We start from the raw sequence: 23,350 nt of genomic DNA on the forward strand, positions 1-23,350 counted from the left end.
AAATTATTTTGCATTGATTAATTGATAAAGTGCTTCGTCAGAATAATTTCCATGACTAAAATTCCAATCCTTTTTTATTCCGACACATTCAAACCCAAAAGTAGTAAAAAGTGCCCTACTTGCTTCATTATCGGTAGAAATATTGGCAAACAATTGGTGTAACTCCAAATGCTCAAAAGCATATTGAATTAACAATTCCAAAGCCTGTCGACCAAATCCGCTTTGTCTGTTTTCAGGATGTTGAATCAATATTCCAATGCCTGCCCGTTTATTTTTGGGATCAAAGTCAAACAAATCAATTAAACCAATCGCATCAAAAGTATCCTGCTTACAGATGGCCAAGCGTAATTGCTTCGCTTCATAAATATCTTGCTGAGCATTATCTAAATACTGACGAATTAAAAATCGACTATACGGCGTTTGGGTTTGACTGATTTCCCATACTGATTCATCATTTTCCAGTTGATAGACAAATTCCAAATCTTCCGGTTCCAATGCCCGTAAATAAATATGTTGACCATGAAGTGTTTTCATTCCGCAGCTAGTTTAAATTTGAATTTTTCCCTCATAAACAAAGGTGGCCGGCCCTATTAAGAAAACTTCAGTATATTTTTTTCCTTCTTTTTTAAAAGTAACTTTTAACTCGCCGCCTTCAACCAACAACGAAATTTCAGTTGATGTTGTTTTTCCGATGGCATTCATCGCTATTGCTGCAGCAGTTACGCCGGTTCCACAAGACAAAGTTTCGTCTTCTACGCCTCTTTCGTACGTTCGAACAGCAAAAAGTGAATCAGTAATCACTTCCACAAAATTGACATTACTCCCCGCTTTTCCATACAAATCACTGTAGCGAATTTGACTGCCGATTTCCTTCACGGGAACAGATTTTACTTCATCCACTAAGGTAATATGATGTGGAGAACCCGTATTCAAAAAAACATAATCAGAAGCCATTTTTATCTCCTCCACATTTTTCATTTGTAATGAAACTATACCATCTGCTGAAATTTTGGCATAATGATCTCCATCCACCGCCATAAAAGTGGTTTCGTTTTCAATCACATTCAATTGCTTCGCAAACGCCACGATACACCTGCCTCCATTTCCACACATGGAACTTTCATTGCCATCCGAATTGTAATAAACCATTCTGAAATCTGAAAATTTGTCATTTTCAAGTAATATCAGACCGTCAGCACCAATACCAAAACGTCTGTCACAAAGCTTCTCAATTAATTTGGTATTATTTTTGGGAAATAATTCATAGCGATTATCAATCAGGATAAAATCGTTGCCCGTTCCTTGGTATTTAAAAAATTGAATGTTCATTAGCTTAAGATATACATTGCAAAAGTACAATTATTTTAAAGAAAAGTTAAGGGCTGTTAAAGTGAGTTAAACCTTATCACAAGAAATAATAAATCGTATAAATTTACATTAATAAACTAAATTTAGATGACCTATGAAAAATGTAACCAATTTATTTTTAGTATCTCTTTTAAGTGGAATCACCACATTGGGAGCCTATAAATTATTTTTTGAAGACAATCTGGAAAATTCAAAAAGTATTGTAACAACTGCTCCTCAAATTCAAACCAAAAATGTTGGTCTTTCAGCTGAAACTATCGATTTTACGGAAGCAGCAGAATTAGCCTTGAATCAAGTAGTTCACGTAAAAAATGTTACTTATCGAACCGTGTATAATCCAATCGATTTCTTTTATGGAAACCGAAGTGGACAAGCTCAACCGCAAATTGGAACCGGTTCAGGTGTAATTATCTCAGAAGATGGTTATGTGGTAACCAATAATCATGTGATTCAAGGAGCTACCGAATTGGAAATTACGCTAAACAATAAAAAATCATATCCGGCAAAATTAATTGGTTCTGACTCGAAAATGGATATTGCCTTATTAAAAGTAGAAACCGATGAAAAATTACCGTATGCGGTTTTTGCCGATTCAGATCAGGTGAAAGTGGGCGAATGGGTGTTAGCCATCGGAAATCCATACAACTTAAATTCTACCGTAACAGCTGGAATTATTTCGGCGAAAGCAAGAAATTTAGACACGAGCGGCATTCAGTCGTTCATTCAAACTGATGCGGTGGTGAACCCCGGAAACAGTGGTGGTGCATTAGTCAATACGCGAGGAGAATTAGTGGGAATCAACACGATGATTTCTTCTAATACCGGAAGTTATGTAGGCTATTCATTTGCTGTTCCTTCCAATATCACCCGAAAAATTATTGAGGACATTATGGAATTTGGAAATGTTCAACGTGGAATTTTAGGTATTGAAGGAAGAGAGTTGAACGGTGCCGCTTCGAAAGAATTAAACTTAAGCGAAACACAAGGTTTTTATGTCAACAAAGTAACCAAAAACTCAGGGGCTGAAAAAGCCGGCATTAAATCAGGCGACGTGATTGTGAAATTAGACAATCAAAACGTAACATCCTTTGCAGAACTTTCCGGCTATGTGAACACCAAACGTCCAAATGATGAAATAAATGTTACAGTGAATCGCGACGGTAAACGATTAACAATCCCGGTAAAATTAACCAAAAAAGAATTGTTGAATTATGAATTTTATGGGTTAGAATTAGAAGATTTGGAAACGGCAGATAAACAGCGATTCAAGTTAAAACAAGGGGTGAAAATCAAAGACATTACCAATGAAAAGTTGGCTCCGTATGCCGATGAATTAAAAGGAAGTATCATTTTAAGTATTGACGGTGTAAAAGCCACCGATCTGGAAACCATTTCCAGAGGTTTAGGAAGCAAAACTGAAAAAGAAGGTGTTCGTGTCGAACTGATGCTTCGCAATGGACAAGTAATGCGAATCATACTGTAAATAAGGTTAGTATTTAAGTAATCCTGCAAAATCGAAAGTTGATTTTGCAGGATTTTTTATTTTTAAAAAAAAAGTAAAAAAAGTTTACGAAAACGTTTGAAATCTATACTTTTGCACAAAATTTTACAACACCAACTAATTTTTAATGTATGAATAACAATCCTTCTTTATACGAAAAAGAGCTTTCGTTTCAAGCAGACCGCAGAAGAGCCGGAGTAGAATTTATCAAAATTATCAGCGATTTATGGTATGACAAATCTATCGAAATGGTGCTATTCCGTAATCAATTGATTGACAAAAACGTATCTGAAATTTTAAATTTACATGAATATGCTGGCGAATTTGTAGGTAAACCAATCTCCATTTTTGATTCAGTGGAAATTGCCAGAGAAATGTTGTCGTTAGATTTACCGCCATCAAAATTAGATATTGGTAAATTAACATACGAATATCATTTGGAGGATGATAAATACCACAACACCAAATCATTTGTGATTGATAAATTAAAAAAGGCAAAAGAGAAAAATTCTATCAAACCAAAAGATGTGGTTTTATATGGTTTTGGAAGAATTGGCCGATTGTTAGCCAGAGAATTAATGTCAAAAACCGGAAAAGGAACACAATTGCGTTTGCGTGCCATTGTAACAAGAGACAAAAACGATGCAACCATTTTAGAAAAAAGAGCTTCATTGTTGCGTTACGACTCCGTTCATGGAGATTTTCAAGGTTCCGTGGTGGCTGATCCTAAAAATAACGCTTTACTAATCAATGGAACTACGGTTCATATCATATCGGCAAATTCTCCGGAAGAAATTGATTACACTACTTATGGTATTGAAGAGGCCTTAGTGATTGATAACACCGGAGCTTTTACAACCGAAGAAGCATTGAAAAGACATCTCACTTCCAAAGGAGCTTCTAAAGTTTTACTGACGGCTCCCGGAAAAGGAGTTCCAAATATTGTCTATGGCGTAAACCACAAAGACCATAATCCGGATAAAGTGGATATTTTCTCGGCAGCTTCTTGTACAACCAATGCCATTACGCCTATTTTAAAAGCCGTAGAAGATACATTAGGTGTGGTGAAAGGCCATTTAGAAACCATTCATGCCTATACCAATGACCAAAACTTGGTAGACAATATGCACAAAAAATACCGGAGAGGACGTGCCGCAGCCTTAAACATGGTTATTACTGAAACCGGTGCCGGAAGTGCTGTAGCCAAAGCTTTACCGAGTTTAGCCGGAAAATTAACCTCTAATGCCATTCGTGTTCCGGTGCCTAATGGTTCCTTAGTAGTATTAAATTTAGAAGTAGGAAAAGAAACTTCTGTTCAAGAAGTAAATGATATCATGAAAAAATATGCTTTGGAAGGTCAATTGGTGGAGCAAATTAAATATTCGCTTAGCAACGAGTTAGTTTCATCAGACATTGTGGGTACCAATGCTCCTTCCATTTATGACAGCAACGCTACAATTGTTTCGGCAGACGGAAAAAATGTGGTGCTTTATGTTTGGTATGATAATGAATTTGGCTATAGTCACCAAGTCATCCGTTTGGCAAAATACATTTCCAGAGTGCAACGTTACGCGTATTACTAAACTAACTAAATACTTTTGTAAAAACCGCTTTAACGTGTAGTTGAGCGGTTTTTTTTTATTTGTTCAACAAATAAAGGCAAGCTAAACACAATTATTTCAGGTATTTATGTTATATTGCAAACGATTTAACCCAAAATCTCATGAAATACCTACTATTCTTAGTGCTCATCAGCACTCAGCTTGCTTATTCGCAAGAGACGATTCTAACCTATCGGCATGGCCAAAACGGCATGGAATTAATTGCCAAATCAAAATCAGAAACGGTTATCATTAGCACATTCAATGCTAAAATGGATATTCGTCAAGATATTGCAAACAAACTTTATGAGTTATTCAAAGAGAAAAAAGTAGTACACAACGCTCTTTTAACTGTAATTGGAAATAAAGCCAACGTTCTTGGAAAATGTCTTATCAAGAAAAAAGGTAACCTAACCTCTTTAGAATTTTATTATGACAAAGTTTTTTGGCATAATGGTGTGGTGGAGAAATATGGTAAGTAATGAAAAATCCAACTAAGTTTTAATTTATAAAAAGCCTAATCATAAAAAAAACTCCTGAAATTCAGGAGTTTTTTATTCAATATAGTTTTTAAAAAAGCTTAAGCTTTTCCCGCAGCAGCAATTAAGTTTAATGCAGAACCCGCAACGAACCAGCCAATTTGGCTTTCGTTATACGAGTGATTCGCCATAATCACATCTTTACTTCCGTCAGCATGAACAAATTCTAATGTTAAGGGTTTACCCGGTGTAAAACTCACTAAATCCACAAAATTAATCGTGTCATCTTCTTGGATTTTATCATAATCGGCTTCATTCGCAAAGGTTAAGGCCAACATACCTTGTTTTTTCAAATTCGTTTCGTGAATACGGGCAAATGATTTTACCAAAACCGCTTTCACACCCAAGAAACGTGGCTCCATAGCCGCATGTTCTCTGGATGAACCTTCGCCATAATTGTGATCGCCCACTACAATAGAAGGAACTCCGGCCGCTTTATAGGCTCTTTGCACCGCAGGAACAGCATCATATGCACCGGTCAATTGATTCTTCACCGAATTGGTTTTTTGATTAAAGGCATTCACTGCTCCAATCAACATATTATTTGAAATATTATCCAAATGTCCACGGAAACGCAACCAGGGACCTGCCATTGAAATGTGGTCGGTTGTACATTTTCCGAAAGCTTTGATTAATAATTTAGCACCCATAATATTTTTTCTGTCCCAAGGTGAAAACGGTTCCAATAATTGTAAACGTTCCGAAGTCGGACTAACCACAACCTGAACTTTTGAACCATCTTCAGCCGGTGCTTGATAACCCGGATCTTCTGCATCAAAACCTTTAGGTGGTAATTCGTTTCCGGTGGGTTCGTCAAGTCTTACTTCTTGTCCGTCTTCATTAATTAAAGTATCAGTAAGCGGATTAAATCCTAAATCGCCGGCTATAGCCAAAGCAGTAACCAATTCAGGTGAACCCACAAAAGCTAAGGTGTTTGGGTTTCCATCGGCACGTTTTGAAAAGTTACGGTTGAAAGAATGTACAATTGTGTTGCGTTCTTCTTTCTCTGCTCCTTCCCTATCCCACATACCGATACAAGGTCCGCACGCATTAGCAAATACAGTAGCTCCGATTTTATCGAATGTATCAATAAATCCATCACGCTCAATCGTATAACGCACAGTTTCAGAACCCGGTGTAATGGTAAATTGAGCTTTCGTTTTTAGATTTTTATCAGCCACTTGTTTGGCTAGGGAAGCCGCACGAGCAATATCTTCGTAGGAAGAGTTGGTACAAGAACCTATCAAACCAACTTCAATTTTTAAAGGCCAATCGTTTTTAATAGCTTCCTCTTTCATTTTCGAAATTGGTGTAGCTAAATCCGGTGTAAAAGGCCCGTTTAAATGAGGCTCTAATTCCGATAAATTGATTTCAATAACTTGATCAAAATACTGCTCCGGGTTGGCGTACACTTCTGGGTCAGCCGTTAAATGTTGAGCCACTTTGTTCGCAGCATCCGCCACATCCGGTCTTCCGGTGGAACGCAAATAACGATCCATCGAAGCGTCATAACCAAAAGTGGAGGTGGTTGCACCAATCTCTGCTCCCATATTACAAATGGTTCCTTTTCCGGTACAAGACATCGCCGTAGCCCCTTCTCCAAAATATTCTACAATAGCTCCGGTTCCACCTTTTACGGTAAGTATACCGGCCACTTTTAAAATGACATCTTTCGGTGCAGTCCAACCCGATAATTTTCCGGTTAATTTAATTCCGATGAGTTTTGGAAATTTCAATTCCCAGGCCATTCCTGACATGACATCCACCGCATCTGCACCACCTACTCCAATGGCTAACATGCCTAATCCACCTGCATTTACAGTGTGTGAATCAGTTCCTATCATCATTCCTCCCGGAAAAGCATAATTTTCTAGGACTACTTGGTGAATAATTCCGGCTCCCGGTTTCCAAAATCCAATGCCGTATTTATCAGATACAGAAGAAAGAAAATCAAACACTTCATTACTTTGTTGTTTCGCACGAGCCAAATCAGTTTTGGCATCCACTTTGGCTTGAATCAAGTGATCACAATGAACTGTAGTGGGTACCGCTACTTTGCTTTTTCCGGCATGCATAAACTGCAACAATGCCATTTGTGCCGTAGCATCTTGACAAGCTACTCTATCCGGTGCAAAATCAACATAGTCTTTTCCTCGGGTAAAGGCTTGGGTTGGCGTTCCTTCCCATAAATGTGAATATAAAATCTTTTCTGATAAAGTAAGAGGTCTTCCCACTAACTGGCGTGCTTTTTCCACACGCTCGCCAAGTGTAGCATAGACCTTTTCAATCATTTCTATATCAAATGCCATAATAAATAAGTGTTATTTGTTTGTGGTGCGAATTTACGAAAACGTTAGAACATTGTAAAATTATTAGTGAAATATATCTTTTGGAAATCATTTTTTACAGAAATTCTATTTTTTAGATATTATTTTCAATAAAAAGCAATATTATGCCGTTAAAATACAAATTTGGCAATATTAGAAACCTATATTAGTAATATCGTAAAATCGATAGTAAAAAAGTGTTCTAAATCAGTGGTTTTTAGCTAAACGAAAAGTACGAATTGGTTTTTCAATCAATTCAAACCACAATGTAGCCAATAATACAGTAGTTACTAAATAACAAATTGTAAAGAGGTGCAATTGATTCTGCGAAAGCTGATTGGTTGGAAAATAAAATTGACCCAACTGAAGAATAACACTGTAATGAAGCAGGTAAAGAGCATAGGAAATACCACTGATAAAAATAATCGGTTTTCGAAGTAAATTGAATTTGGTTAATTTCCATTGCGTTAAAAGAGGAAGAAAAAAAACGACCATCAAAGAAGTAAGCGGCAAATAGAACACATTCCAAAAGTTGGGATACGATTCAATAGTGAATTGAAAAAAGCCAACACCCACAAATAGAAAGCCAAATAAAAGCATCCCCAAAAAAGCAAAAAGGAATTGTATTTTTTTCCATAAAATGGGCAGATTTAAAGAAGCCCAAGCCGCTAAAACACCCATAAAAACAGCATCTAAACGATAAACAACAACCGCTTTTAAATCTAAATTCCACTCATTTAAAGTGGTGTTTGGCGTGGTTAAAGCATAATAAACTTTGGTGAAAACAAAAAATATAGTCAATCCTAAAACTACAACTAAAAAGAACAACGAGGGGTGCGTAGGCTTGACAATCTTCGATTTCATCAAAAGAGCGATGGGAAACAATAAAAAGGCAAATACGCCTATCGGAATGGACCAAGACTCCGGAAAAAAGGGCAGCATCGTATTACTGAAATTTTGAAGAAAGAAAAAATACTTCCATCCATCCAAAACAGCATACCCAATGATAAAGCTAATGATTAAATTTATAAGCAATACCAAATAATAGGTGGGCAACACACGAAAAGCTCTTCTCCTAAAAAAAGTTAGAATTGAATTGACCGAAAATTCATTTTCAACATACATTCGATAAATAGTGCTTCCCAACAAAAAACCACTCAAAACAAAAAAGACCTCAACACCAAAAAAACCACAAAAAATCCCAACTTGAGCAAGCAAACTTTGACTGGGCGGATAAATTGACAAGCAATGACCAAACAAAACCATTAAAATGGCTATAGTTCGCAGAAAATCTAATCCGAATAGTCTACCGTGTGAAGAATTTTTTTCCATTTAATTTAAAATTGGATACTCTGAAAGCATTGATTGGTTTTTCAAAATAAGTATAAAAAAAGTAACCTAAAGTAAAGGTAATCAATAGATAAACAAATGTAAAGATATGTAATTCCAAGAGTGAAAAAGAAGTGGTATCAATAAAATATTTCATCAAAAAAAGGACGACACTATAATGAATCAAATAAACCGAATAAGACAAATTACACAAAAAGGTTACGAGATGACCGAACTTTTTGGATGCTTTATGCCACGAAAGGAGCATCGGTAAAAAACACAAAACAATCAAAGAAATAAAAGGAAGTGCAATAATATTCCAAAACCAGGCGATAGTATTCAAATTAAAGAACAAAAGCAATAGAATAAAAAACAGCATCAATAAAATTCCCACCCCGAAAAACATGCTACTTTTCAGTTGAAAAAATCCTTTATATGTAGCATAATAATAACCAAACAAAATACCAAACATCACCGAATCTACTCTGTAAATTACGACGGAACGAACTTCAGCTGTCCATTTTGTCAATGAAAATTCCGGATTCTCAATATGATAAATAACTTTTAAAAGAAAGGAAAGCACCAACAAACCATAGACTACCATCAAAAAAAAAGTTTTTCTAAAGTCCAAACGGATTTGTTTTGCAAAGGCAAAAAGAATGATTACTACCGCAACATAACTTAATTCTTTAATCGGTAAACTCCAAGATTCAGGAAATAAAGAAGGAATTGGCGTAGTAAAATTTTGAACAAATAAAAAATACTTCCACCAATCAGCAAAGGAAAATCCAATATAAATGGCAATGAGTAGATTGATCACCAATATAAGATAATAACTTGGCAAAATTCGGAATAATCGCCTTTTTACAAAGTTACCGACTTCTTTAATCGTGTATGGTTGGGTTAAAAATTGTTTTAAAATAATGCTTCCCACCAAATAACCGCTCAACATTAAAAACAATTCTATACCAATTAACCCCGAGAAATCCTGCATTTTTCCAACTAATCCCTCGGATTGATAAATCCACGAAATATGGGAGAAAAGCACCAACAAAATGGACAATGACCTGAGAAAATCTAATCCGAAAATTCTTTTCGACGCAACAATTTGATTATCAATCATAGAAATAGTTAAATTTGCGGAAATGCGAAGAACAAAGATATATAAAATTTTAGCACTGCTACTTCTTCTCTCGATTGTAGGAGGATTGATATGGTATGCTCAATTATCTACCCGTCATAAAACAATCGTAAAAACTACATTCTTACACAAAACCGGTTTAGTAGATAACGATTGGAAAGTGGAAAACCATTCCAAGGAATACAAAATGCTATCGCCTACTTTTATTGTGGATGGCATTTACAAATCAATGGAAGGACCAAAAGCGTCTAATTATGTCATGTTATCGCAAGATTCCACTTTGTTATGGATTACCGGATTTAAAGTGGTGGCTCAAGAGGCTAAAACCGGTGAAAAGATGTCGAATGATTTTATTTGTCACATGAATGTGGATATGAATGATTCGAAATATTATTCCACCTTTGGATTGGAAGACCGAATTGGCAAGCAATATCCGAGGCTGACTTCGCTTTCACATGGCATGGAAACGTTTGAATTTCCGGAAGGGTACGGAGTACCAATCAAAGGAAATGATTTTCTTTATGTAACTACACAAACCTTGAATCACAACATAAAAAAAGCCTATTACAAAGTAAAACATAAGGTTTCCATCACTTATCAAGAAGATAAAAACATCAAACCGTTAATGAGCAAAACGGCTTTTATCATGTTGCCCTACGACAAACATGATCCCTATAAAAGTCCCACCGATCCCGGTGCCGATTTTTGCATTCCGGTGGAAACCAAAAACCACAGTTATGACGACGGTAGCGGTAATAAATTATCCGGCCATTGGGTGATTCCAACCGGAAAAAACACCTACCGAAGCAACATCAATCAGCAACTGGAAATCAAGGACAGTTTGCGGTTACATGCGGCGGCCATTCACGTGCATCCGTTTGCCACACGAATAATGTTGTTCAATAAAACAACACAAAAGCCGGTTTTTGTCAGCAATGTCACCAATCACCAAAACAGTATTGGTCTTACAAACATCGAAAATTTTTCTTCCAAAGAAGGAATTTGGCTGTATGAAAACCAGGAATATGAAATTGTATTAGACGTAAACAATACCTCAAAAGAAAACCAAGACATGATGGGAAGCATGTTTTTGTTTTTTTATGATAAAGAAATGGAGGCGATAGTGAATGCTAAAGTTTATTAAACTATTTTTTATATTGAATTAAGGCAAATTATTAAACAAACATGACTATAGATTTTATAAACGATGTAGTTCGATAAATAAAAAGAAAGTACGATATTAAAAATAAAATCGTACTTTTTTACATATTCTTGTTTAATAATTAAAATTAACTATCATTTTTAAAATCAATTATATTATTACGATTTGAGTTCATTACAACGAATTAAAACTTTAGTACTTTGATGGTTTCTTGATAGGTAGAAAATTCATCACTTATTTCAATAAAATAAAGCCCTGACTGACAGTTTTCTAAATTTATTTCATTTTGATTATTAACCATTAACACCACATTACCTAAGCCATCAAATACTCGTATTTTAAAATAAATTAAATCTGTATTCAAAATAATCTTTCCGTTAGTAGGATTTGGGTAAATTGTAATTTCATTACTTGTCAAAAAGTTTTCTAACGATAAATTTGTATCCGTAATTTTCCAAAGTTCAACTCCTTGAGAGGGATAATTCCCATCGAAATAAATTTCGTCATTAAAAACAACAGGTTGAAAAACTGTTACGCCTATAGGCACATCTATTTCACCGGTATTCGTCAATTGTTGAGTAGTAGCATTTGTTCCGTCGGTTACCCAAATTTGTTGAGAATTATGCTGAAAATATAATTTATTATTTAGTATTGCATAATCCTTATTTTCAATAAAAGATTCTAAACTTATGTTGTTTAGTGCTGAGCTATTTACAGTTTTAATAGTGCCCGATTCAGTGCCATCCGTTTTCCAGAGTTCAAAATTATTCGCTCCATGAGTACCATCTTGAGCAATGATAAACAGCTCATTATTCATGATAAAAAATGGATTACTAGTGCCAATTCCACTATTAAGATTTCCTGAATAAAAATCTTTTACTCTATTCCAACCATTAGCAATTGTGTATTTATACAATTCATTACCAGTTATTTGATTTAAACCTGTATCATATCCTCTTGCTACAAAATACAATTCATTATTAAATTCAATAAAATAATCTGGATTACTTCCTTTTCCAAAAGAGGGATTCAAATTATTAGGAAAAATATCAGCTACCATTGTTGTGCCGAAAGTAGTTCCATCTGTTCTCCAGAGTTCCCTTCCATTGGTTCCATCATCAGCCGAAAAAAACAAATAGCCATCATACACAAATAAATCATTAGGACTAGAACCTGCAGCCAAGTTAGCCGCTGTTGAAGGATTGATTTCTAAAAACAAACCTGTACCTGTAGGTGTTCCGTCAGTGACATACAATTCAGGATTTTGTCCAGTTGCACTATAGGCTAAAAAATATATTTTATCATTATAAATTACCATAGGAGTTCCACCACCGGCAAAAGAAGGGTCTACTACTTTTACAGTGCCGGTAGTAGTACCATTGGTTTTCCAAAGGGAAAAAGGACCAGATGTCTCTCTCGCCCAAAAGTATAATTCGCCATTTAATTCTGCATAAAAATCAGGATTATCAGATACACTTGAACCATTTGGTCCTGGATAAATATCTAATAAAATTTCAGTTCCAACTTCTGTTCCATCGGTAATAAAAAGTTCCATGCCATGTGCTTGTGTTGAAGCATGAAATAGGAGTTTGTTATTAAGAATAAATAATGGTTTGGGAACGTAACCTACACCATTCCCATTTAAATCGGATACCAAAGTAGCTCCTATTCCGGATGTTTTATATAACCTCTGCTGAAAGCTAACCGATGCATTAAAATACAATTCACCATTGTATTCCATAAAATGCCGCGGACTTCCACTGTTGCTTCCCGGATTGATTTCGGCTACTTGAGTAAATTGGTATTGAGCTGTAACCACACTGCAAAATAAAAATACCATAAAAACGGAGTACTTTTTTTTCATTTTTAACGATTTAATTGTTTAATTCCTTTTTAATATAAAAATGGATGCGTTATACACATTGGTACAAAACCAATTAAAAAGTAAACCCAAAAACAAAAAATATTATTTTTCTTGAAGCAACAATTCTATACGAGACAATTGTAAACGCATTAGGTCTTGATTTTGTTTTAAAACTTCATTTTCCTGTTTCAATTCTTTTATTGCTTCAATCAAAAGTGGAGTAATACCGGCATAATGTACAAAATACTCGCCATCTTCTGAAACTTGAACCGCTTCCGGTAATACTTTCTGTAGTTCTTGTGCAAGCACCCCGGAGGTACGCCTTGGTTGTTCTCTTTTAGCTATTTCCGCTGTATTTAATTTATACTCATATGTGTAACCATTTAGTTGAATAATACTGGATAAAGCTTGCGTTATTTTTTTGATGTCTTGCTTTCTGTTTTGATCTGATGCCTGAACATATTGTCCGGTATTATCGATATAGGCTAGCTCAGCACCGTTGTCATATGGGTTTCCATTGTTGTCATTCCAGTTGTCTTCATCAAGAATTCGCAGTGCTCTAAAATTGTCTGCCGGTGACCAAATGGATACAGAATTCCCATCCAGATGTATCCCGCCTGTTTCAGAGCCACCTTCTTGACTAGAGAGCATCACGTGATTTCCACCGGCTCCAAAGTCGATATTTGTATCTACGGCATGAACAAAATTATCATCGTTTTGTAAAAGTCCACTTTGAGTGGTATTACTGGGGTCGTTTATTTGAAAATCTCCATAAGTTCTTACTATATTATTATCAATCTGTAAGCGTTGGATATTATTAGTTCGAAAAGAGAGTGCTACATTATCAGTAGTGCCTATAAAGTTTACAGCAGGATTAGTTCCGGAATTTCCCGTTATGGACCAATCGTTTGTTTGTGTGGGCAAACTAACCCAACTCAGATTACCACTCCCGTCGGTTTGCATGAATTGACCACTTGTTCCTCTGGAAGGTGGTAAAATATAATTATTTGTTGTAGTAGTACCTATGGAAACATTTCCTAAGAAATAACCCGCATAGCTATTCGTTTTTAAAACTTCGCTAAATACACCATAATGTGTGCCTCCAGATGCCTGGTTAATCGTGTTTATACTACCATATTTTGCACCTGAACCGGAAGAAAAATTAATTTGATTTAACGTACCATATAAATCGGCATCGCCAGTTGTTGATATTTGATTTCTTACGCCGTAGTGTTGTCCATTACCGCTTCCATTAATGAAATTAAACGTTCCAAATAATTGGCCTGCATCACCCGTTATAGCATTTAAAGTACCTGTGGTGCCTGAAAACCCAGTTGTATTCAAGTTATTTTCTGTACCTATGGAGCCACCAGTACCGGTAATTAGTATTCGATTTCCAAATTTTTGACCCGAACCACTATTTAATTCTATAACATTACCATAATGCAATCCGGCTCCAGTATTTGAAATGGCTGTATAGTTACCATACTTAGTAGCATTATCAGTTCCAGCAACATTTATGTTTAACCCTCTATTTAGCGTGGAAGTTTGGATTTCTAAAGGGTAATCTGCGGTGTTTTTACCAATGGCTAGATTTCCTAAAGTATAAATATCATCATTAATATCGTCTGGCGGGTTGGTGGTACCTTCTTCAAAAAAGTCGGCATCGCTATCTCCTAGACCTGAAGCATCTACCCAACTTAAATTACCACTACCATCAGTTTGCATGACTTGGCCATTAGTACCGCGATTGGATGGAAAAATATAATAATTAGGAGTGCCTGAGGTATAATCAGTTGTGCCTACAGCAAGATTACCCCTAAAATATCCTGCAAAACTACCGGCTTTATTGACATCGCTATACACCCCATAATGGGTTCCGGGTACCGAGTTGGCAATGGCAATGTAATCTCCAAATTTAATTCCTGAACCTGACCCGCTTAAAACTGTAAAACTTCCGTATAGTCTGCCACTACCCGAATTAGTAAGCTGATTATAAGTACCAAATCGATCACCCGTAGAGCCACCATCAATAAAATTATAAGTACCATAAACACCATTTGCGTTAAAAGCAGCTATACTATTAAAGGTGCCATATTTATTGCCGATTCCTCCGTTTACTATTTGATTGCGAACGCCAAATTGTGGTGCACTACCATTATTAGTAATAAAATTATATAAGCCATATTTTGAGGCATTACTTGTCCCTGACATAAGGTTGTAAAACCCATAATGTTCACCCGTACCTGTAGCAGCAATTTCACTATAAACTCCATAATGTGGGGTATTGTCTGTACCCCTAACAATTGAATTGATTCCTCTAAATGAAGTAGCATCAATATCTAAAGGATAATTGGCAGTATTTTTCCCAATAGCTACATTGCCTAAGGTATAAATATCGTCATTAATGTTATCTGGAGGGTTTGTGGTTCCTTCTTCAAAAAAATCGGCATCAATTCCACCATCAGAAGTGGTCGTAATTTTTTCCCAAATTGTACCATTAAACACATAAAAACCAACACCGCTTCCTCCTGTAGTTAAGGAATTGGTATTATAAATTAATAATCCATTAGCCGCTGTATTAATTCCATCCAACTGAGTAGTGTTTACATTCATTAGTGAAACTCTTGGAATCAATATTCCTTTATCGGTTGATTCTATAGTAAGCACGGAGGAAGGATCGGGCGTTGTTGTATTAATTCCCACTTGCGCAGGGCTTTTTGCAATTACTACAACTCCTATTAAAAAGCTGAAAAATACGTTCTTCATTTCTGGAATAGTTTATTGATTTTAGTAAATTAGATTGAAACACAAGTGAAAGATTAATTTTTTTTTGGACTCTATTTTAGGCATAGACTATAAATTTTAAATGCAAATAGTTTTGTTTATTTCTTTTTTAAAACTATTTCCACACGTCTGTTTTTTATTCTGCCTGCCTCTGTTTCATTTGTAGCTACCGGACTTGCCGGACCAACGCCTAAAGGAGTTAATCGTGTTCCAAAATCACCGTAATTAGCCTTCAAAGCATTGACTACACTGATAGCTCTATCCGCAGAAAGTTGAAGATTTGTATCCAGCGATCCAACATCATCGGTATGCCCAACAATATATACGCTTGCACTTGGATTACTCTTTAAATAGTCATCCAATTTCTCAATAACTGTAAAGGAACTTTGTTGTAAGGTTGCTTTACCGGTATCAAATAAAATTCCATCGAGAATAATTTTGCCTTCCTTGGCTAATTGGTCTTTAATTACAGTTGCGTTTATGCTAATCAAACCACTTTGTAAATCGTCTTGCTCAATAATTTCTACGCAAACTTTAACAGGTTTACCATCATAAGTGGGGGTCATTCCAACTTCAACAAAATATATCTTGTCTGCAGTAGTAATTTTTCCAACCATATAACGTTGTGCATCATGATACGTTCCGAAATCAAAATAATGTGATATTTCCCCATTACTTTGCCGATTGTCTTTCCCATACACTTTTTCAAAAAACTTTGCACTATACCAAGCGGTTGTACCATCACACTCACCACCTTTGCATTGGAACAAAATTTCAACATTACTAGCTTTAAAAGCATCTTGGTAGTTTTTCATTACCTCAACAGTAGATTTACCCAAAGGAATTTCATAAACTATGGAAGTTTGATGACCCGAAACTTCTAACCATTTTTGTGGTTCTTTTTCAGGTTTTGCTGACTGTATAGCAAACTTTAATTCATTGTATTCTTTTTGAAAATAGTAAATAATTTTGGAACCGGGATAACGCGTTAACAATATGTTATCTTGTGCATTATCAATATCTTGTGCAAATAATATATTTCCAAAAAACAAGAGAAGTAATAAATTTAGTTTCATTAATGTTTCTTTATTTACCTTTAGTATAGAATGTGATAAAAAGTAAACCCTTAATTAATTATTTTTGTTTTTTGAGTTTACAAAAACGAATTCATAGTACTAATGAGTAAACATTTAATTGTTGAACGGATTAAAAAGCATGATAACGAATTGCTGAAAAAGATCTATTTAGAAAATAAGTTGTCTTTTTTTAAGATTGCAAATCAGTATCAGTTACCCGAAGAAGTAGCTCTTGATATTTACCAAGATAGTATGGTTGCATTGATTGAAAACGCTCGTAAAAATAAAATTGATGATTTACAAAGCAGTATAAACACGTACCTGATTGGTATTGGGAAATTCATGATATACAATTATTTAAATGCACAAAAGAAAAATAAAGGAATCAACATCGATGAAATTAATCAGGATGAATTATTAAATTTTTCAACCAATGATGAATCGCTAAATGGACGAGAAATAGCCCTGAAAAAAGCATATGAATCACTGGGTGAGCAATGCAGGAAAATTTTAAATCTGTTCTATTTTGAAAACAAAAAATTAGAAGAAATTCAACAAATTTTAAGGTATGAAAATAAAGATGTGTTAAAAAGCCAAAAATCACGTTGCATTTCCCATTTAAAAAAATCCTTAAATCACAAAAAATGAATGAATTAATAGAAAAATACTTTGAAAATACACTAAGTGCTGAGGAAAAAGTTACATGGGAGGAAAATCTTAAAAACGACCCGGAATTCAAAAAAGAAGTTGAATTTCAATTGGAAATAAAAAATGCTGTACTACTTGCTGAGAGACAGAAAATTAAAAACGAAATTAAACAATTTGAGCTAGAGAATTTTAAACCGGTTTTTCAATTACGAAAGTATTTTCCTTATGCTGCAATTTTTGTGGCCTTTATTTCATTACTCTTTTATTTTTCTAATCAAAATCAATCAACACAAAGCCTGTATGCTAAATACCATGACCCTTATCCAAATACCGAAATTTCAAATACGCGAAATGCATATCAAAAAAATTCGACTATTGAACAAGCTTTTATGGCCTATGATTTAAATGATTTTAAAAAAGCAAATGATCAGTTCGATAAAATTCTTGAATCGTCTAACGAAGAATACATTCTATTTTACAAAGCCATTTGCTTGATGGAATTAAACCAACATGATCAAGCTCTAAAACTATTTGAAACGACAAATTGGACTGCTAATTACCTTGAAAAAGCAAGATGGTATCAATCGCTTTGCTACCTAAAAACAAACGAATTAAAAAAAGCTGAAAACACATTAGAAGTACTAAGCAATAAACAATCCTTCAAAAAAACAGAAGCCGAGGAATTACTTTCTGAACTTAAAAAAATAAAAAAATAAAAGACCCAAAAGCACAATTGCTACAAATAAATAGTACAAATAATTTGTTTCAGAAACCAACGCATTGGGATTGCCACTTAAAACAAATCCCGACCAATAATAAGGATGTTTTAATTCCTCCGCTTTAACAGATTTTAAAAATTTAAGTTTCGCAAGTTGAAGTGCTTCACTTTTAGAAAAACCTTCTGCAAGGTAATCATAAAAAAAATGCATGATTTCACCTCCCTGTTTATCCGGTATTTGCCATAAACTATGAATAGTAGCGGCTACACCACTATAAGTAAAAGCCCTAGACAAACTCATTATTCCTTCACCTTCTATATTTTTACCATAGCCTGTTTCACAAGCACTTAAAACCAATAAATCCAATGGTAACTTTTGAGCATACAAATCAGAAAAATAAAGATTTTCTAAACCAAAAATTAACTTTGATTCATCTTCGTTATCATTATTAACCTGTGCATGCATGGCCAAATGATAAATACTATAGGAACCGGTGTTTTTAAAAAAATTAGTTTTTGTTGCTCGATTATCAGAAAAATAAGTGGCATTAAACTTTTCTTTCAAAAACAAGGCTTCTCGCTCTGCAAAAGGCAAAATTGATGAGGTTGTATTTTCATAATTGGGATGAAAAACAGCTAACTTAAACTTTTTTTGAGTAGAAATATCTCGCTGGAAAGCATATAATGTTAAAGAAGAGGCATAGTGAATTGCGTATTGTTCCACCAGAAATTTATTGTTTACTTGCAACGTCTCAAAAGGCAAAAAACTTAAAATACCTTTGCATACAATTGTTAGTTGATTTGAATGTGGTGTAATATTTTTGAATAATTTATCATACAATTCTTTATTTAATTGCTTTAAATCTTTTTTACTTAAAAGTGCATTTCTGTAGGCTACAACAGTTTGATATAAATTTTCTTTATTTTCAATTTTAGTAAGCTGCTTTACACCCTCTTTAGTTAAAACCACAACATATACGTTTTCTTTAGTTGGGTAGTAATTAATAAGTGTTTCATCGGCCTGTAAAGTAGAAATAAAATCTGATGTAGTGTACTTTGATTCAAACAATCTGGAATAATTAGCGTTGGATTTCAAAAGTTTTAACTGCAGTTGTTCGATTTGGGAGGTCAATTCTAAAATAGTGTTTTCAAACGTTTTTATTTTAGTCAAATTAGCCGGCTTTTTCTCTTTCTCTTTCTGAATGTTCGATTTGTAATGAACAATTTCTGCGTTTAAATTTTGTAGTAACGTATAGTTTTCATCCAATTCCAAGAGTGATTTAGAAGTGTTATTCCGAATAAAATTTGACCAAAGATATTTAGAGTTTGTATGCTCAATTGCGTTTAGAACTGTTTCTAGTTTAGAAAAATCATATTGGGCTATACGAAATAATCCTTCTTGAACATGATCTAAATAATCAATTAATTTAGAATTAAATAATCCGTTTTTGTAAATTGAGTTAAATTGTTTGACACAATTTTCATACAATAAAAAAGACTTCTGTAAAGTGGCAGGCTCTTGATTCTTTTCAAACTTTTTTAAATAAAAATTTGCTATTTCTGTAGAATAGGATAGCGTTTCTATATCGGCACTCTTCTCTTCATCTAAAATTTTATGAGCAAGCTGATAATAGGTTTCCGCCTCAGCTAAGATTCCCATTTCTTTTAAAACAATACCTTTGCTAACCAACAAGCCCGCATGATTACCTTTGATGGTTTGACCAGCGAGTTGCAATGCTTCATCGATATAATAAAGGGCTTTTCGGTATTCCTTTTTATTCCTTTTTAAAACCACTATATGTGAATATAAAACCAATAAACCCTCTGTATAGTTATTTTCTTTTAAAAAGTGTTCAGTCTCAAAAGCTAACTTTTCAGCTTGCTGATTTTTTTTATTTTGAATGTAAAAATTTAACAAAACATTGTTTGCAGTGGATAGATAGTTTATGAAGTTGTCATTCTTAGGGATATGCTTATAATAGTTGAAAAGTTTTTGGTGTGTGGCAACACATGAAATATTATCCGTAAACGTTTGTATTTTAAGTTCATTAAGCAAAATACTAAGGCGTACTTTATGGATAGCAATTTCGTCAGTAGTAGGCAATTGATTCGCTACTTTTTTTAATTTATTTAAATAAAATTCGGCCTTTTTAATCTCGCCATAAGGAATAAAGTTATAAATCAAATTGTTGTAAGCCGTTGTAAGGTAATTGGCATTCTCGGATGCATTTTTTTCCCAAATAGTGGTAGCTAATACATAATAGTCATTGCATTTTTTAAAATTTGATAATCTTGAATATTCAAATCCTAAATTATTATACAGCAATGCCATCTCGCTGGTAAGTGCTAATCCTTGCTGTTCATATAGCTTTTTTGCTTTTTCATAATAGCTTATAGCTTCATAGGGTAATGCTAATTCGCCGTAAACATAAGCAATATCATAAACCACTTCAGTTTGTTTTGCAAGCGTAGTTTTTAGAGTAGTAGTTTCTATCTTATTTAAAAGTTCTTTAGCAACTTCTAAAGATTTTTCCCAATCTTGTTCAGCATAAGCAATAGCATGATAATAATTTCCATAAAACTCAATTAAATAATCATCGGATAGAAATGAATCGTTTGCCACACGAAGTTTCATCTTTTCTAGCAATGCTAATCCTTCTTGCCATGTATGGGTTAAATAATATTCTGAAAGCTTTAATTTTATCTTATTTCGCTCCAAAACTGAAAATTCTTTAGTTTGATCTATAACCGATTTCCTTATTCGAATAGATTCGGTATACTGATTGACAAAATGTAAAGAATCAGCGGTAGTTTCTGATATTTTAGACTGACTGAATAGTTGAAATATTTGAAAAAATAGGAATAAACTACTTAAGAAGCTCTTACTTTTTTGCATAAATTGTAAAACAATTAATTATTCATAATTTGAAGTAAAAACGCTTTGCGATTCATTTAAATACTTTTGTATAGCCTAAAAATAATAATTTATAACCAAAAAAAGCAACTACAAACTATTATTAACATAATGAAAATATCATCAAATGAATAAATCATTTTCAATAATGAAAACTTTACTTTTAAATATAAAAGAGCGGTGACACAAAAATAAAAAATTCTAAATACATTAAAACTTGAATAAAAAACAGTTTTAACGCAAAAAGTAGTTACTTCCTCTCCCTCAAATCCGTCATCGGTCGTTCAAAAAAACGATACAACAAATACGAAAAAACAAGTATGATTAACCAATACACCAAGGTATAAAGTAATAACGGAATTCCCTCCAAATGGTCAGAAGGAACCAATACTTTCATACTATGCAAAATGATGGTGTAATGCAACAAATAAATGCTGTACGATAAAACGCTGAGTAAAGTCAGCCCTTTTAAAACCGGAGTAGATGAAATGGTAATCGTAAACAAATACGGCATCAAACTGCAAATAGAAACAGAATTCAACGACAAATAAAAGACATTGAAAAAGCCCGGATGCGTTTCAAAAGAAATCCCCCAATAAAAAATAAATAAGTGAAGAGTGAATATGCCTAGAATCCCAAACACAAAAAGCAACTTGGTCAAACTAGCCGAAATAGGGAAATTCACATAAAGGTAATACGCCAAAAAACCATAATAAATGGCATCCAAACGATACATAGAAACTTTTCTGAGGTTTTCATTCCATTCATAAATAGAAGCCAATTGATGTGTTTCGTGAAACCAAAAACGAATGAGTAGCACAGCACAAATAATGCCGCAAGTGACCCATAAAAACAATTTTTTGCGATTAATGGACGGAATGAAACGGATAAACAAATACAGCAAAACCGGACCTAAAATATAACAAAATTGCTCCACCGATAAACTCCACGATATCCTCGAGAAATCGGGAGAATGCGAAAAAAAGTTTTGCAGGTAAACAAAATACAACCCAATACGTTCAGGTAGTTGACCGTAAATTAAATACCATAGAAGGAGGTTAATGAGTAATACAAGGTAGTAATTCGGTAGAGTCCTAAACCATCGGCGTTTCCAAAATTCACGGACATCCTGAAACGAAAAATCGTCTTTTTGAATGAGGCGATAGACGATCTTTCCAATTAAAAAACCACTAATGGCAAAAAAGATTTCTACACCAATGGTCGCTGTAAAATGCATCAACCATTTCACCAAGGGCGGATAATTTTCACTAATCCATAACGAATGCGAAAAGACAACTAAAAAAATAGCAATGGATCGAGCTAAATCTAAACCCGGAATCCGTTTTTCTAAGTTAATAGGTAGTCCAAACATCCAGTATTGGTTTGGTATTTAATATAACTGCTCGATGATTTTTTCGATGGAAAGTCCTTCGGCATCCGCTTTGTAGTTTTTCACGACACGGTGACGCAAGATTCCTTCGGCTACAGCCTTCACATCTTCAATATCCGGTGAAAATTTTCCGTTAAAAGCAGCATGAGCTTTGGCTGCCAAAATGAGGTTTTGAGAAGCCCTTGGACCGGCACCCCAATCAATATAGTTTTTGATAAAATCAGTCGCAATAGGACTGTCCGGACGTGTTTTAGTTACCAGCGTTACCGCATATTCAATCACATTGTCAGCCACAGGAATACGGCGAATCAAATGTTGAAAATCAATAATTTCCTGTGCAGAGAACAACGAATTGATAACGGGTTTATCATCGGAAGTTGTACTTTTAACAACCTGTACTTCTTCAGCAAACGAAGGATAATCCAATTTGATGGAAAACATAAAACGGTCCAATTGAGCTTCCGGCAACGGATAAGTTCCTTCTTGCTCAATGGGGTTTTGAGTGGCCAATACAAAATAAGGCAAACTCAATTTATAATTGTGTCCGGCAATCGTGACCGCACGTTCCTGCATGGCTTCTAAAAGAGCGGCTTGTGTTTTGGGTGGCGTACGGTTAATCTCGTCGGCTAAAATAATATTGGAAAAAATCGGTCCTTTAATGAATTTGAATGTTCTATTCTCATCTAAAATTTCACTTCCCAAAATATCAGAAGGCATCAAATCGGGTGTAAACTGAATGCGTTTAAAATCCAATCCCAAAGCCTGAGCAATCGTATTCACCATCAAGGTTTTGGCCAAACCCGGCACACCCACCAACAGAGCATGACCGCCGGAAAAAATACTCAACAAAATCTGATCAACAACCAAGTCTTGACCTACAATGATTTTAGAAATTTCTTGCTTTAAATCTTTTCTTTTTTGAACTAAATTTTGAATTGCTGTTACATCAGACATAGTGAGAAGGATATATAGATTTAAGAAATAG

Annotated in this window: 17 protein-coding genes; 6 read left to right on the forward strand and 11 right to left on the reverse strand. The window is 34.5% G+C overall.

Going from position 1 to position 23,350, the window contains the following annotated elements:
• Positions 1-3: 3 nt before the first annotated feature.
• Together EQG68_RS12030 and dapF are read right to left on the reverse strand one after the other, a co-directional pair.
• Positions 4-534, reverse strand: a complete 531-nt coding sequence (locus tag EQG68_RS12030) for a GNAT family N-acetyltransferase (RefSeq protein WP_129465135.1) — start codon at positions 532-534, stop codon at positions 4-6.
• Between the two features lie 12 nt (positions 535-546).
• Positions 547-1,329, reverse strand: coding sequence for a diaminopimelate epimerase (dapF, locus tag EQG68_RS12035; RefSeq protein ID WP_129465136.1), 783 nt, complete (start codon positions 1,327-1,329; stop codon positions 547-549).
• A 133-nt stretch (positions 1,330-1,462) separates the two neighbouring features.
• On the opposite strand from dapF, the gene EQG68_RS12040 reads away from it, so the two are divergent.
• The 3 genes from EQG68_RS12040 (at position 1,463) to EQG68_RS12050 (ending at position 4,952) form a co-directional block, all read left to right on the forward strand.
• Positions 1,463-2,851 carry a S1C family serine protease gene (locus tag EQG68_RS12040; protein WP_129465137.1) on the forward strand — a complete coding sequence of 463 codons (1,389 nt, stop codon included), beginning with the start codon at positions 1,463-1,465 and terminating at the stop codon, positions 2,849-2,851.
• A gap of 149 nt (positions 2,852-3,000) precedes the next feature.
• Positions 3,001-4,452, forward strand: coding sequence for a glyceraldehyde-3-phosphate dehydrogenase (locus EQG68_RS12045; protein ID WP_129465138.1), 1,452 nt, complete (start codon positions 3,001-3,003; stop codon positions 4,450-4,452).
• A 140-nt stretch (positions 4,453-4,592) separates the two neighbouring features.
• The gene (locus tag EQG68_RS12050; RefSeq protein ID WP_129465139.1) at positions 4,593-4,952 is read left to right on the forward strand and encodes a hypothetical protein; all 360 of its coding nucleotides are present in this window, start codon (positions 4,593-4,595) and stop codon (positions 4,950-4,952) included.
• A 98-nt stretch (positions 4,953-5,050) separates the two neighbouring features.
• Here EQG68_RS12050 and EQG68_RS12055 read toward each other — a convergent pair whose 3' ends face one another.
• From EQG68_RS12055 to EQG68_RS12065, 3 genes are all read right to left on the reverse strand, one after another.
• The gene (locus tag EQG68_RS12055; RefSeq protein WP_129465140.1) at positions 5,051-7,318 is read right to left on the reverse strand and encodes an aconitate hydratase; all 2,268 of its coding nucleotides are present in this window, start codon (positions 7,316-7,318) and stop codon (positions 5,051-5,053) included.
• A 225-nt stretch (positions 7,319-7,543) separates the two neighbouring features.
• On the reverse strand, positions 7,544-8,668 hold the full coding sequence (locus EQG68_RS12060) for an acyltransferase family protein (protein ID WP_129465141.1): 1,125 nt from the start codon (positions 8,666-8,668) through the stop codon (positions 7,544-7,546).
• On the reverse strand, positions 8,643-9,788 hold the full coding sequence (locus tag EQG68_RS12065; protein WP_129465142.1) for an acyltransferase family protein: 1,146 nt from the start codon (positions 9,786-9,788) through the stop codon (positions 8,643-8,645). The genes EQG68_RS12060 and EQG68_RS12065 overlap by 26 nt, the downstream gene beginning before the upstream one ends.
• 22 nt (positions 9,789-9,810) lie before the next feature.
• Here EQG68_RS12065 and EQG68_RS12070 point away from each other — a divergent pair, with 22 nt between their 5' ends.
• Positions 9,811-10,950 (forward strand): hypothetical protein, encoded by a 1,140-nt coding sequence (locus EQG68_RS12070; protein ID WP_129465143.1) that lies wholly within the window; start codon positions 9,811-9,813, stop codon positions 10,948-10,950.
• 202 nt (positions 10,951-11,152) lie between these two features.
• On the opposite strand, the gene EQG68_RS12075 is transcribed toward EQG68_RS12070, so the two are convergent.
• From EQG68_RS12075 to EQG68_RS12085, 3 genes are all read right to left on the reverse strand, one after another.
• Positions 11,153-12,832, reverse strand: a complete 1,680-nt coding sequence (locus tag EQG68_RS12075; protein ID WP_129465144.1) for a T9SS type A sorting domain-containing protein — start codon at positions 12,830-12,832, stop codon at positions 11,153-11,155.
• 102 nt (positions 12,833-12,934) lie between these two features.
• On the reverse strand, positions 12,935-15,601 hold the full coding sequence (locus EQG68_RS12080) for a tail fiber domain-containing protein (protein WP_129465145.1): 2,667 nt from the start codon (positions 15,599-15,601) through the stop codon (positions 12,935-12,937).
• A 116-nt stretch (positions 15,602-15,717) separates the two neighbouring features.
• On the reverse strand, positions 15,718-16,695 hold the full coding sequence (locus EQG68_RS12085; protein WP_129465146.1) for an OmpA family protein: 978 nt from the start codon (positions 16,693-16,695) through the stop codon (positions 15,718-15,720).
• 102 nt (positions 16,696-16,797) lie between these two features.
• On the opposite strand from EQG68_RS12085, the gene EQG68_RS12090 reads away from it, so the two are divergent.
• Together EQG68_RS12090 and EQG68_RS12095 are read left to right on the forward strand one after the other, a co-directional pair.
• Entirely contained in the window at positions 16,798-17,343 is a 546-nt protein-coding gene (locus tag EQG68_RS12090; RefSeq protein ID WP_129465147.1) for an RNA polymerase sigma factor, read from the forward strand.
• A complete protein-coding gene (locus EQG68_RS12095; RefSeq protein ID WP_129465148.1) occupies positions 17,340-18,059 on the forward strand; it encodes a tetratricopeptide repeat protein in 720 nt (239 codons plus the stop codon). The genes EQG68_RS12090 and EQG68_RS12095 overlap by 4 nt, the downstream gene beginning before the upstream one ends.
• Here EQG68_RS12095 and EQG68_RS12100 read toward each other — a convergent pair.
• From EQG68_RS12100 to EQG68_RS12110, 3 genes are all read right to left on the reverse strand, one after another.
• Entirely contained in the window at positions 18,027-20,957 is a 2,931-nt protein-coding gene (locus EQG68_RS12100; protein ID WP_129465149.1) for a CHAT domain-containing protein, read from the reverse strand. The two genes, EQG68_RS12095 and EQG68_RS12100, sit on opposite strands and share 33 nt — an antisense overlap.
• A 268-nt stretch (positions 20,958-21,225) precedes the next feature.
• The gene (locus tag EQG68_RS12105; RefSeq protein WP_129465150.1) at positions 21,226-22,347 is read right to left on the reverse strand and encodes an acyltransferase family protein; all 1,122 of its coding nucleotides are present in this window, start codon (positions 22,345-22,347) and stop codon (positions 21,226-21,228) included.
• Positions 22,348-22,365: 18 nt separating this feature from the next.
• Positions 22,366-23,319: an AAA family ATPase gene (locus tag EQG68_RS12110; RefSeq protein ID WP_129465151.1), complete on the reverse strand. Its 954-nt coding sequence runs from the start codon at positions 23,317-23,319 to the stop codon at positions 22,366-22,368.
• Positions 23,320-23,350: the final 31 nt, after the last annotated feature.

The organism is Flavobacterium piscinae (assembly GCF_004122145.1).
GTDB classification, from domain to species: Bacteria; Bacteroidota; Bacteroidia; order Flavobacteriales; family Flavobacteriaceae; genus Flavobacterium; species Flavobacterium piscinae.